The organism is Amycolatopsis nalaikhensis (assembly GCF_030264295.1).
GTDB lineage: Bacteria > Actinomycetota > Actinomycetes > Mycobacteriales > Pseudonocardiaceae > Amycolatopsis > Amycolatopsis nalaikhensis.
Window position 1 is genome coordinate 7329688 of the sequence record NZ_CP127173.1, and the last position, 11835, is coordinate 7341522.

The window sequence follows — 11835 nt, forward strand, 5'->3', positions numbered from 1 at the left end:
ACGTGCGCACTTGTGAGGCGGTGCACAGTCGGGCGCGGGCCGCAGTTCGGTGATCGCCGGGGTGACGTACAGGCACTGCGTCACCCGACGCTCGCGGACCAAGATCAGGCGGCCCTAGCGTCCAGGCCATGCACGGCCAGGGAGACGCCGCCGCCGCGTGCCGGTTCACCGTCCTCGGGCCGCCCACCCTGCGCCACGGCGCGGCGGAGCTGGACCTCGGCGCGCCGCAGCAGCAGGCGGTGCTGATGGCGCTGCTGGCCCACCGCGGCCGGTTCGTGCGGGTCGGCGAACTCGTCGACGGCCTGTGGGGCGAGCGGGCCCCGGCCACCGGGGACGCCGTCGTCCGCACGTACATCTCGCGGCTGCGGCGGCTGCTGGCCGAGCACGGCCTCGGCGAAGCGATCCGGTCGCGGTCCGGCGGCTACCTGCTCGACCCCACCCGGTTCACCCTCGACGCCACCGACTTCACCCGCCTGGTCGAGACCGCGCGGCGGGAACGCGCCGAGGGCAACGCCGCCGCCGCCGCGAAGCTGCTGGAGGAGGCGCTCGGCCTGTGGACGGGCACCGCGCTGGCCGGGGTGCCCGGCGAGGCCGCCGAAGGGGAGCGGTCCCGCCTGGAGCGGCTCAAATTGATCGCCACCCAGGAACTGTTCCGGCTGCGCCTGGACCTGGGGCGGCACGCCGAAGTGGTGGCCGAGGTGCCGCTGCTGCTGGAGCTGAACCGGCTCGAGGAATCCCTGTACGAGATCTACCTGCTCGCCCTCTACCGCAGCGGTAGGCGGGCCGAGGCGCTGGAGGTCTACCGCACGGTCTACGACCTGCTCGGCAAGGAGCTCGGCGTCGCACCCGGCCCGCGGCTGCGGGAGATCCACGAGAAGATCCTCCGCGCCGAACCCGAGGACGAACCACCGGTTGCGGCGTCCGCGCCGGTGGTGGCCTCGAGCCGCCCCGCCGGGCCCCTGTTCGTGGGCCGGGCCGCCGAGCGCGCCGCGTTCGCCGCCACGGCGAACCGCGGAGGTGTGCTCTTCCTGTGCGGCCCCGCCGGGATCGGCAAGTCGGCCCTGGTGCGCCGGTTCGCCGACGACGCCGCGGCCGCCGGGCGGACCGTGTGGCACCTGGACGGCCTGCCGACCGCGCGGCTGCGCGAGCGCCTCGACGCGCTCGCCGCGGAGGCAACCCCGCGTCCCGTCCTGCTGCTCGACTCGTTCGAGCGGCACCAGGAGCTGGAACCCTGGCTGCGCGCGGACTTCCTCCGGCGGCTGCCGGGCGACGCGGTCGTCGTCGTGGCCGGGCGGCGGCGTCCGGGCATCGCGTGGCTCACCGACCCGGCGTGGTCCGGCGCGCTGGAGGTCCGGCACCTGGACCCGCTGAGCGCGCGCGAGTCGGCGGCGCTGGCCGAGGCGCGCGGCGCGGACCCCGCGTCAGTGGCATCCATTGTGGACTTCGCGGCGGGCAACCCGCTCGTCCTGGCGCTGGCCGCCGAGGTCGGCCGCGGGCTGGCGGCCACCGGGCAGCCGTCGCGGCGCGAAGCCGAGCGGTACGTCGTCGACACCGTTCTGGAGCTGCTGGTCGGCGACGTCCCGACGGCCCGGCACCGGCAGGCGTTGCACGTCTGCGCGCACGCCCGCTACACGACCGAAGACCTCCTCCGCGTCGCGATCCCGGACGGTGATGCCGCCGAGCTGTTCGACTGGCTGCGCACGCGGCCCTTCGTCGAGACGCCGGGGCACGGCCTGGACGTCACCGGCGTGCTGCGGGTCGCGCTGGACACCCACCTGCGGTGGCGGGATCCGGTCGGCTACGAGCGGATGCACCGGCGGATCCGCGGCTACGTCCTGGGCCCGCTGCTGCGCGACACCACCGAGCCGCAGGCGGGGGTCGCGGTCATGCGGACCATCGGGCACCTCCGGCGCCGGGGCGGGGTCGTCGCCCGCTTCGTCTCGGCGGCGGGGGAGGAGGACCTGCGGGCCGCTTCCGTGCGCCCGGCCGAGCACGACGAGCTCGTCGCGCTGGCCCGCGAGACGTCCGGGGCGTGCACCGCCTCCTCCGTCCGGTTCTGGCTGGAGCGCCGCCCCGAGGCGTTCACCGCGTTGCGGCGCCGCGAGGACAACCGCTTGCGGGCCTTCATGAGCTGGTTGACACTCGACGCCCCGGCCGCGGCGGAACTGGCCGCCGACCCGGTCGTCGCCGCCATCTGGCGGGACGGGCGGACGGACCTGCCCGAGGGCGCGCACATCGGCGTCGCGCGGCACCTGATCTGCCCCGAGCGGGAGGTCAAGCCGAACCCCGTCACGGACGTCTTCCTGGGCCGGATGATGCGGGACTGGCTCCACGAGCCGGGACTGGCCGCGTCCTACCTCGTCGTCGCGAACCCGCAGCTGTGGTCGCCGCTGATGGACTACCTCGGCCACCACGAGGTGGCGCACCCCGGCTCGGAGGGCGTCTTCGGGCACGACTGGCTCGCCGACCCGCCGTCGCGGTGGCGGGACCACCACCTCGACGACGAGCTGTGGGGAGAGCGCCGGCTGAACCTCTTCGGCGGGGCTCAGCCGAACGTGAAGGAGTAGGCCCGGACGCCGGGGCTCGCCGACAGCGTCAGCTCGCCGGGCCCGGAATGGCCGTCCAGCAAGGTGTACAGCGTCGGCGGCCCGGAAACCGCGATCGTCTTCGTGCCGTCCACGGTCACCGTGCCGGTGCCGCCCAGTACCCAGTGGACGGACGTGGCGTGGAAGGCCAGCCGCAGCCGGGCGCCGGGCCCGGCGGTCAGGTACTCGTCGGCCGAAGTCCACGTCCCGTCGAGCGCGAAGGTGTCGGGGTCGACGGCGGCGGGGAAGGTGTAGGCCCGCGTCCGCCCGGCGGTGACCCGGCTGCCGCTCGTGGACAGGGGCGTGTGCTCGGCGCCGAGGTAGGTCTCCGGGGTCAGGGATGTGGTCGGTGTCGTGTCGGGGACGTCGGTGGCCGGTGGCAGCCGGGTCGCGCCGGCGTCGGTGAGCGCGGCGCGGATCGCCTGTTCGAACTCCGCGTAGCCGCCTTCGCCGAAGCTGGTGCGCCGGACTTGGCCGGTCGCGTCGACCAGGTAGGCCGCGGGCCAGTACTGGTTGCCGTAGGCGTTCCAGGTGGCGTAGTCGTTGTCGACGGCGACCGGGTAGCGCACGCCGAGGGCCGCGGCCTGGTCGGCGACGTTGCCGGGATCGTGCTCGAACGCGAACTCCGGCGTGTGCACGCCGATCACCTCGAGCCCGGCCGCGCGGTAGGCGGCGTCCCACTGTTCCAGGTGCGGCAGCGCCCGCTGGCAGTTGATGCAGCTGTAGGTCCAGAAGCTGACGACGGCGACCTTCCCGCGCAGCGAAACGGGCTGCCCGCCCGGCGTGTTGAGCCAGGCGGTGATGCCGGTCGGGTCGGGGGCGTGGGTGAGCCGGTCGAGCTGGTCCGTGCCGACGGCCCGCTGCGCGGCCGCCGTGTAGTCCGGCACCGCGCGCTGCAGCGGGGCGGCGAGGTCGAAGGCCGTGACGGCGGCGACGGCCACCAGCGCGGCACCGGTGGCGACGCGCAGGCCGCGTGCGTGCGTCCGGAGGAACCGGGCCCGGCGGGCGAGCGCGCCACCCGAGACGGCCAGCACGAGCAGCGGGAGGCCCGTGCCCGCCCCGAACGCGGCGGTGAGCAGGAGGCTGTCGAACCCGATCCGCCCGGTCGCCCCGACTACGGCGATGGTGGCCAGCACCGGCCCCGCGCACGGCACGTAGACCAGGCCCAGCGCCAATCCGGTGGCGAACCCGCCGCGCCCGGGCGCCGCGGCCCGGGTCCGGAGCCGGGCGAACGGCCGTTCCAGCAGCTCGCCCACGTGCGGGACGAGCAGGCCGATACCCAGCAGGACGAGCGCGGCGATCCCGGCGTTCCGCAAGAGCGTGGCGGGCAGGTGCAGGGCGTCGAGCAGGAGCGAGCCGAACAGCGTGGTCAGGCTGAAGCTCGTCACCAGGCCGCCGACGACACCCCACGGCCGCCGCGCACCCGCCGTCAGGACGACGGGCAGGACCGGGAGCACGCACGGCGAGAGGCTGGTGACGATCCCGGCGAGCAGGCCGGCGAGGAGAAGGGAGGGCACGAACGCGATCGTATTGATTCATAACCGCTCTGACGGGTTATGAATGGGACGTAAGACTCTCGTCATGAGCGTCACAGAGTTGTGGCGGTTACCGGTCTGAAGGCGACAACGGGGGGTATGTTGGAGGAGTGAGAGCCGACGCCGCGCGCAACCTGGAACTGCTGCTGACGACGGGCGCCCGCATGCTCGCCGACGACCCCGCCACGAGCATCGCGGCGATCGCGGCGGAAGCCGGCGTCGACCGCCGCACGGTGTACCGCCGGTTCACCGGCCGCGAGGAGCTGCTGGCGGCGGTGTACGAGGCCCGCCTCGACGCGATCGAGGCGGCCAGCGAGGCGGCCCGGCTCCGCGAGGCGCCGGTGGCGGTGGCCTTGCACCGGTACGTCGAGGGGATCGTCGGGGTGAACCGCAAGTGGCCGACCGAGGTGGCCGCGATGCGCTCGTACCCGGAGATCTGGGCGCGCCGCCTGCGCGCGGTGGACGAAGTGGACCAGTTCCTCCAGCGCGCGACCGACGAAGGCTTGCTGCGGACGGGGTTGCCGACCCGCTGGCCGGGCAACGTCCTCGGGCAGCTGCTGCACCTGTCCACCCGGGAACTGCCCGAATTGAGCGACGCGCAGGCCGCCGACGTCATCGTCGACACGTTCCTGCGGGCCTTCGGCGCGGACCGCTGAGCGAAGCCCGGTGCGGTCAGGTGCGGCGTCCGCGGAAGGTGCGGCGCAGGTCCGCCACCCACAGGTCGGGGACCTCCCACGGGATGAAGTGGCCGCCGCGGTCGTGGGCCGTCAGGTTGACGTGGTTGTACCAAGCCGCGCGGTCACTGTCCAAAAAGCTCCGCACCCGCCCCTCGGTGGTGACTCCCGGCGGGTTTTCGTAGCCGACGAACGTGATGCCCGTCGGCGCCTCCACCACCGGCCACCGGTCGTGGGCCGGGGTCCACGGGTAGCGGTTGTTGTTGGCGTACGTGCGGATCGACGTGCCGATCGAGTTCGTCACCCAGTAGATCATCGCGTGGGTGAGCAGGTCGTCCTTGCTGAACACGGTTTCGACGTCGCCGCCGTTGTCGCTCCACTTCACCCAGCGTTCGAGGATCCACGCGAGCATCCCCGGCGGCGAATCCGACAGTCCGTAGGCGAGGGTGCTCGAGTCGAGCACGTGCGCGGCGAGGTGGACGGCGAACCGCTTGTCCAGGGCGATCACTTTCGCGTGGACGTCGGCGGGCAGTCCCTCCGGGATGGACCGGCCACCGCTGAAGTCCCACGCGCGGTCGCCGGTGAAGAAGTCCAGCTTCAGGCCCGAGCCGATGTGGATGCCGTGGAGCTCGGCGGCGTACTTGTGGCCCAGCTGCCCGGTGACGAGGGCGCCGACGTCGCAGCCCGCCGCGGCGTACTTGCCGTAGCCGAGCACGCCGGTCATCAGCTCGTGCCAGACGTCGGCGACCTTCCAGAAGTTCATGTCCGGGTGCCGCGGCAGCGGTGAGGAGAACCCGAAGCCGGGGAACGACGGGACGATCACGTCGAAAGCCTCGGCCGGGTCGCCGCCGTGCGCGCCCGGGTCGGCCAGCGGGTCGACGACCTTCGCCCAGTGCCAGAACGTCCACGGCCAGCCGTGGGTGAGGATCAGCGGCGTCGGATCGGGGCCGACGCCCGGCTTGCGCATGAAGTGCACCGGCACGCCGCCGACGTCGACCCGGTAGTGCTCGTAGGCGTTGATCGCCGCCTCGGCCCGGCGCCAGTCGTACTCGGTGTGCCAGTACTCGACGAGCTCCTGCAGGTAACCGCGGGGCACGCCGTAGAACCCGTCTTCGTTGCCGACGTCGTCCGGCCAGCGGGTCAGCTCCAGGCGCTGCTTCAGGTCGGCGAGCACCTCGTCGGGCACGTGGATCGGGGCCGGCGTCAGCGGGAAGCTCATCGTCATCTCCTGGACGTCTGGTTGAGTTCGACCAAGCGCGCCAACGCGGGCAAGGCCGCCGCGATGGCCGCGCGCTCGGCCGGGGCCAGCCGGTCGGCGAGTTCCTCGAGGCGGGCCAGGCGCTCGGCCCGCCGTCCCTCCACGACCGCGCGGCCCGCGTCGGTGATGTGGACGAGGACCCCGCGGCCGTCCGAAGGGGCCGGGCGCCGCTCCACCAGCCCGTCGCGCTCCAGCTTGGTCACGATCTGGGTGACCGCCGACTGCGTGACCTGTTCGCTGGCGGTCAGTTCGGTGAGCCGGCAGGGACCGACGCCGGCCAGCGTGTGGAGCACGGACAGCGTCGTGAAGCTCCACCGCTGCTTCGCCGGGATCCGGATGGCCATCCGGGTGAAGTCCTCGAACACCGACGACAGCTCGGTGACGTTCAGCTCGGGCACGCCGCAAGTGTATCAGCAACTTAATAAGTTTCTAATGTTGTCTGCGGCTTGTATACGCGGGTCCGGCAGGCTCGGGGGTGAGAACCGAGGGAAAGGACACCCATGAAGCTTTTGGCGGGGAAGATCGCCGTGGTCACCGGAGCCAGCCGCGGCGTGGGCAAGGGCATCGCGCTCGAGCTCGGCGCGGCGGGGGCGACGGTCTACGTGACCGGCCGCAGCGAGAGCGCCGGCCCGCTGCCCGGGACGATCGGCGAGACCGCGGCCGAGGTGACCCGGCTCGGCGGCACCGGCGTCGCGGTGCGGTGCGACCACCACGACGACGACCGGGTGGCCGCCGTGTTCGCCCGCGTCCGCGACGACCACGGACGGCTCGACGTCCTGGTGAACAACGTCTTCTCGGCGCCGGACCTGGCGCGGTGGCTGAACCGGCCGTTCTGGGAGCTGCCCGTGTCGGCGTGGGACGAGGTGCTCGGCATCGGGGCGCGCTCGCACTACGTCGCGAGCGTGTTCGCCGCGCCGCTGCTGTTCGCCGCCGGGCGGGGGCTGGGCGTCAACGTCTCGTCGTCGGGAGCCGTGTCGTACCAGCAGAACACCGTCTACGGCGTCGGGAAGGCGGCGGTGGACAAGATGACCGCGGACATGGCCGTGGAGCTGAAGCCGCACGACGTCGCGGTGGTGTCGCTGTGGCCGGGGCTCGTGCGCACCGAGCTGCTCGCCACCGCCGCGCGCTTCACCGAGGACGGCCGGGCCGTGCTGGACATCCCCGGCGCGGGCGAGTTCGACCTCGGCGCGGCCGAGTCGCCGAGGTTCGCCGGCCGCGGGGTGGCGGCGCTCGCGGCCGACCCCGGCGTGCTCGAGCACACCGGCCAGGTGCGCACGACCGCCGGACTCGCGCAGCGGTACGGCTTCCCCGACGCGGGATGACCGGCGGCGCGCCGGGCCGCCGAGTAGATTCCGGGGGAGGTGCCCCGACCGAGGAGATCCATGGACCAGCTGGATGACGTCGAGCAGGCCATTGTGGACACCGTGCGCGAGTTCGTCGACCGCGATGTGCGCCCGGTCGTGCGGGAGCTGGAGCATGCCAACACGTATCCGGAAGTGCTCATCGAGCGGATGAAGGAGCTGGGGGTCTATGGGCTGGCGATCCCCGAGCCCTATGGCGACGTTCGGGTGTCGACGCCGTGTTATGCGCTGGTGACCGAGGAGCTGGCTCGCGGGTGGATGAGCCTGGCGGGGGCGATGGGCGGGCACACGGTCGTCGCGAAGCTGATCCTCACCTTCGGCACGGAAGAGCAGAAGCAGCGCTATTTGCCGCGCATGGCGACTGGTGAGCTGCGGGCGACGATGGCGTTGACCGAGCCCGGTGGTGGTTCGGATCTGCAGGCCCTGCGCACCACCGCACGCAAGGACGGGGGCGAGTACGTCGTCGACGGCACCAAGACGTGGATCAGCAACGCTCGCCGCTCGGGCCTGGTGGCGTTGTTGTGCAAGACCGACCCGAAGGCCGAGCCCGCTCATCGCGGGATCAGCATCCTGCTCGTGGAGAAGGGCCCGGGGTTCACCGTGTCCCGGGACTTGCCGAAGCTGGGCTACAAGGGTGTCGAGAGCTGTGAGATCGTCTTCGACGGTTGCCGGGTGCCGGAGACGGCGTTGCTCGGCGAGGCCGAGGGGGCGGGGTTCGCGCAGATGATGCGCGGGCTGGAGATCGGGCGGATCCAGGTCGCGGCGCGGGCCACCGGGGTTGCGCGGGCGGCGTTCGACGACGCTCTGCGGTACGCCCAGGAGCGGGAGTCGTTCGGGAAGCCGATCTGGAAGCACCAGTCGGTCGGCAATCACCTGGCGACGATGGCGACCAAGCTGACCGCGGCGCGGCAGCTGCTGCTGCACGCCGCGCGCCGGTACGACACCGGGGAGCGCGCCGACCTGGAAGCGGGGATGGCGAAGCTGTTCTGCTCGGAGACGGCGATGGAGGTCGCGCTGGATGCGATCCGGGTGCACGGCGGTTACGGCTATTCGACGGAGTTCGACGTCGAGCGTTATTTCCGGGACGCGCCGCTGATGATCGTGGGCGAGGGCACCAACGAGATCCAGCAGAACGTGATCGTCGGCCAGCTCGTGGCCCGCGGCGGGTTGCCGTGAACCTCGCGGACGTCCTGCGCGGCTGGGCACCCGCGCCGCTGGAGACGGCCGAGGTGATCGGGCCGTGGCCCACGGCGGCGTTCTCGGCGTTGCTGGACCTGCCCGGCGCCGTCGCCGGGCCGGGTGAGCCGTTGCCTCCGTTGTGGCACTGGTTCCACTTCCTCGAGCCGACCCCGCAGGCCGCGCTGGGGGAGGACGGCCACCCGGCGGAGGGCCGGTTCCTGCCGCCGATCCCGGACCGCCGGCGCATGATCGCGGGCGGGCGGCTGTGGGTGCACGCGCCGATCCGCATCGGCGACCGGATCGACCGGCGCAGCGAACTGGCCGAGGTCGCGGTCAAGGACGGCCGCAGCGGGCAGCTGGCGTTCGTGACCGTCCGCCACGAATACCGGCGCGGCGGCGAGCTGCTGCTCACCGAGGACCAGGACGTCGTCTACCGGTCCCAGCCCGCCGGTCAGCCGCGGCGGCTCGCGACGCCGGTGGCGGCCGAGGAGCCGCCGCACGACTGGAAGATCGCCATGTCGACCGGGCCGCAGGTGCTGTTCCGGTTCAGCGCGCTGACCTACAACACCCACCGCATCCACTACGACCAGCCGTACGTCACCGGCGTCGAGGGGTATCCCGGCCTCGTCGTGCACGGGCCCTTGCTCGCGCTGTTGCTGCTGGAGATCCCGCGCCGGTACGGCGACCGGCCGGTCGCGGCGTTCGACTACCGGCTGTCAAGCCCGGTGTTCGCCGGGGCGACGGTGCTCACCCACGGTCGCCGGGACGGCGACGGCGTCGCCCTGTCGGCGATGGCCGAAGGCGGGGCCCGGGCCGTCACCGGCACCGCGCGCTTCGCCTGAGGTAAAACCGCAGGTCACGGTTGCGCATCGGTGAAACGCCGGCGCCTTCGGGCGATCCCGTGCGCGCGTAGCACGTTGCGCCGATCGGAGCAAGGGGCCTGTGTCACTCGCAGTCAGGCCGGTCGCCCGGGGTGAACACCCGCCCGGAATTCGCACACTCTTCGTGACGGTCCGCCTGGGCCACGCCGGTGCTTCCCCGCCTCACCGCACCGGCACCACACCTGACGTAACACTCTGGGAGATTCACCATGCGCAAGATCAGCAAGCGTTCCGCGGTCGTCCTCGGCGCCGCCGGTGCCGTGCTCGTGGCCGGCGTCGCCTACGCGGCCTGGACCAGCACCGGCACGGGCTCGGGCGCGGTCACCTCGACCACCTCGGTCGACTCGAAGATCACGTCGGTCAGCTCGGACCACGCGCTGTACCCCGGCAACAGCACCACCTTCGTCGTCAAGGTCACCAACCCGAACGCGTACCCGGTCGTGGTGAACAGCATCAGCGCCGGTTCGTCGGACGAGGTCGGCGGCTGCGCCGCGGGCACGGTCACCAGTGCCGCCGTCACCAACCCGACGGGCACCATCGCGCCGGGCTCGACCGCGGACTACACCCTCACCGCGACCATGGACAAGAACGCGTCGGACGCCTGCAAGAGCCAGCCGTTCACGCTGTCGCTGACGGCCACCCTGTCGTCGAACGCCTCCTGATCCGCGGCCGATGTCCAAGTGGTGGCTCGGCGCGCTCGCGGTGGTCGCGCTCGCCGGGTTCGCGGCCGGGCCCTCGGCGGTGGCCCCGGCCGCGAACGGCACCGGCATCAAGCCGTTCGGCATCACCGACGTCCCCGGCCGCGCCACCGCGCTGGTGCCCGGCGCGACCGGGACGCGGTGGATCCGGCTGAAGAACGCCGAGAACTTCCCGATCCTCGTCCGGACGGTCGCCGCCGCGGTGGGACGGCCCGTCGACGGCGCGGGCAAGCCCGTCCCGGCCTGCCCGGCGTCGTCGGTGCGGGTCGACCCGCTCGCGACGCCCGTCACGGTGACCGGCGACGGCACGGCCGACGTCGCGCTCACCACCCACATGGTCCCCGGCGCGCCCGACGCGTGCCGCGGGCTCACCTTTCCCTTGACGTACACAGGAACGGCGGTCAAGCCATGAACAACCCGACCCTGCGCCGCGTGCTCGTGGTCACCACGGTGGTCGGCGCGACGCTGGGCGGCGGGATCGCCGTCGCGGCGTGGACGAGCTCCGGCTCGGGCACGGCGACGGCGAAGGCCGGCACCGCCACGGCGCCGACGACCGGCACGGTGGACGCGTCGGCGATCACCACCGGCCTGCTCTACCCCGGTGCGCTGGGCACCGCGAAGCTCCTGGTGAACAACCCCAATCCCTATCCGGTGGTGGTCACCAGGGTGGCCGCCGGGACCGGTGCGCCGACCGGTTCCGGCGGTATCGGTCCGTGCACGGCGACGGGCATCACCTGGCGGGAGCAGACCCCGCAGACGGCGGTGGCCGCGGACGGCAACGCGACGATCACGTTGCCCGACGCGGTCGCCATGGCGTCCACAGTGGACGACGGCTGCCAGGGCGCGGTGTTCTCGATCCCGGTGACCGTGACGGTGGCGAGCTCGTGAGCCGCGTCCTGATCGGAGCGGCCGCGTGCACGCTCGCGCTCACCGGCTTGGTGACGCCGGGCGCCGAAGCGGCCTGGGTCAAGAGCGGTCCGGGCACGGCGGCGGCGAAGGCGATCAAGCTCGTCGTCCCCGGAACGCCGACCGTGAACGCCAAGACCTGCACCGGCAACAGCTACTCGCTCTCCCTCGACTGGAGCTACACCGGCAGCTTGCCACCGCAGTTCGACATCTACGCCGCGACGAACGCGGGAAAGCCTCCGTCGGTCATCGCCACGGCGACGGGTACCAGCGTCACCCTCACCGGCCTCACCGCGAAGCCCGCGTTCGTCAGCGTCCGCGCCTCGGCGGGGACCTGGCACGGCACCAGGTCCGGGGAGGTGGCCGCCTGCTGACCCCGCACCACACCTGAAGACCTCGGCAAACCCTGAACAGAAGGAAAAGACATGTTGGAAAGACTGCGTGCCGCCCGCACCAACCAGGACGGCTTCACCCTGATCGAACTGCTCATCGTCGTCGTGATCCTCGGTGTCCTCGCCGGGGTCGTCGTGTTCGCCGTGCAGGCGTTCAACGACGAGGGCAAGAACGCCGCCTGCAAGACGGACCTGAAGACCGTCCAGACGGCGGTGGAGGCGTACTACGCCCACGAGCACGCCTACCCGGGCACCCTGCAGCTTCTCAAGGACGGGAACTACATCAAGGACCTGCCGGACCCTGACGCGCCCTACACGATCACCTACAACGCGGGGACCGGCGCCGTCACCGCCGCCTGCGCCTGA

13 protein-coding genes are annotated in these 11835 nt (G+C 72.5%); 10 read left to right on the top strand and 3 right to left on the bottom strand.

Annotation, left to right across the window (positions count from 1 at the left end):
• Window positions 1-128: 128 nt before the first annotated feature.
• Complete coding sequence (locus tag QP939_RS35820; protein ID WP_285450785.1) at window positions 129-2567, top strand: AfsR/SARP family transcriptional regulator; 2439 nt, start codon at window positions 129-131, stop codon at window positions 2565-2567.
• On the opposite strand, the gene QP939_RS35825 is transcribed toward QP939_RS35820, so the two are convergent.
• On the bottom strand, window positions 2546-4102 hold the full coding sequence (locus tag QP939_RS35825) for a redoxin domain-containing protein (protein ID WP_285450786.1): 1557 nt from the start codon (window positions 4100-4102) through the stop codon (window positions 2546-2548). The genes QP939_RS35820 and QP939_RS35825 overlap by 22 nt on opposite strands.
• A gap of 128 nt (window positions 4103-4230) precedes the next feature.
• Between QP939_RS35825 and QP939_RS35830 the strand changes: the two genes are divergently transcribed.
• Complete coding sequence (locus QP939_RS35830) at window positions 4231-4776, top strand: TetR/AcrR family transcriptional regulator (protein WP_285450787.1); 546 nt, start codon at window positions 4231-4233, stop codon at window positions 4774-4776.
• A 16-nt stretch (window positions 4777-4792) separates the two neighbouring features.
• Here the strand turns inward: QP939_RS35830 and QP939_RS35835 are convergent, their stop codons facing one another.
• Together QP939_RS35835 and QP939_RS35840 are read right to left on the bottom strand one after the other, a co-directional pair.
• Window positions 4793-6013, bottom strand: a complete 1221-nt coding sequence (locus tag QP939_RS35835; RefSeq protein WP_285450788.1) for an epoxide hydrolase family protein — start codon at window positions 6011-6013, stop codon at window positions 4793-4795.
• Between the two features lie 2 nt (window positions 6014-6015).
• A complete protein-coding gene (locus tag QP939_RS35840; protein WP_285450789.1) occupies window positions 6016-6450 on the bottom strand; it encodes a MarR family winged helix-turn-helix transcriptional regulator in 435 nt (144 codons plus the stop codon).
• A gap of 102 nt (window positions 6451-6552) precedes the next feature.
• On the opposite strand from QP939_RS35840, the gene QP939_RS35845 reads away from it, so the two are divergent.
• The 8 genes from QP939_RS35845 to QP939_RS35880 all read left to right on the top strand — a co-directional run bounded on the left by QP939_RS35845 (window position 6553) and on the right by QP939_RS35880 (window position 11835).
• Window positions 6553-7374, top strand: a complete 822-nt coding sequence (locus QP939_RS35845) for an SDR family NAD(P)-dependent oxidoreductase (RefSeq protein WP_285450791.1) — start codon at window positions 6553-6555, stop codon at window positions 7372-7374.
• Between the two features lie 60 nt (window positions 7375-7434).
• Window positions 7435-8589 (top strand): acyl-CoA dehydrogenase family protein, encoded by a 1155-nt coding sequence (locus tag QP939_RS35850; RefSeq protein ID WP_285450792.1) that lies wholly within the window; start codon window positions 7435-7437, stop codon window positions 8587-8589.
• Window positions 8586-9434 (top strand): HTD2 family dehydratase, encoded by an 849-nt coding sequence (locus QP939_RS35855; RefSeq protein ID WP_285450794.1) that lies wholly within the window; start codon window positions 8586-8588, stop codon window positions 9432-9434. Before QP939_RS35850 ends, QP939_RS35855 begins: the two co-directional genes overlap by 4 nt.
• A gap of 248 nt (window positions 9435-9682) precedes the next feature.
• Complete coding sequence (locus tag QP939_RS35860; RefSeq protein ID WP_285450795.1) at window positions 9683-10135, top strand: hypothetical protein; 453 nt, start codon at window positions 9683-9685, stop codon at window positions 10133-10135.
• Window positions 10136-10145: 10 nt separating this feature from the next.
• Entirely contained in the window at window positions 10146-10583 is a 438-nt protein-coding gene (locus QP939_RS35865; protein WP_285450796.1) for a hypothetical protein, read from the top strand.
• Window positions 10580-11059 (top strand): hypothetical protein, encoded by a 480-nt coding sequence (locus QP939_RS35870; RefSeq protein ID WP_285450797.1) that lies wholly within the window; start codon window positions 10580-10582, stop codon window positions 11057-11059. The genes QP939_RS35865 and QP939_RS35870 overlap by 4 nt, the downstream gene beginning before the upstream one ends.
• A complete protein-coding gene (locus tag QP939_RS35875) occupies window positions 11056-11451 on the top strand; it encodes a hypothetical protein (RefSeq protein ID WP_285450798.1) in 396 nt (131 codons plus the stop codon). The genes QP939_RS35870 and QP939_RS35875 overlap by 4 nt, the downstream gene beginning before the upstream one ends.
• Before the next feature lie 51 nt (window positions 11452-11502).
• Window positions 11503-11835, top strand: a complete 333-nt coding sequence (locus QP939_RS35880) for a competence type IV pilus major pilin ComGC (protein ID WP_285450800.1) — start codon at window positions 11503-11505, stop codon at window positions 11833-11835.

Bases quoted from the DNA above. Each gene is read 5' to 3' on its own strand.
- QP939_RS35820 (WP_285450785.1), top strand. From the start codon at position 129: ATGCACGGCCAGGGAGACGCCGCCGCCGCGTGCCGGTTCACCGTCCTC.
- QP939_RS35835 (WP_285450788.1), bottom strand. From the start codon at position 6,013: ATGAGCTTCCCGCTGACGCCGGCCCCGATCCACGTGCCCGACGAGGTG.
- QP939_RS35845 (WP_285450791.1), top strand. From the start codon at position 6,553: ATGAAGCTTTTGGCGGGGAAGATCGCCGTGGTCACCGGAGCCAGCCGC.
- QP939_RS35850 (WP_285450792.1), top strand. From the start codon at position 7,435: ATGGACCAGCTGGATGACGTCGAGCAGGCCATTGTGGACACCGTGCGC.
- QP939_RS35860 (WP_285450795.1), top strand. From the start codon at position 9,683: ATGCGCAAGATCAGCAAGCGTTCCGCGGTCGTCCTCGGCGCCGCCGGT.
- QP939_RS35865 (WP_285450796.1), top strand. From the start codon at position 10,146: ATGTCCAAGTGGTGGCTCGGCGCGCTCGCGGTGGTCGCGCTCGCCGGG.
- QP939_RS35870 (WP_285450797.1), top strand. From the start codon at position 10,580: ATGAACAACCCGACCCTGCGCCGCGTGCTCGTGGTCACCACGGTGGTC.
- QP939_RS35880 (WP_285450800.1), top strand. From the start codon at position 11,503: ATGTTGGAAAGACTGCGTGCCGCCCGCACCAACCAGGACGGCTTCACC.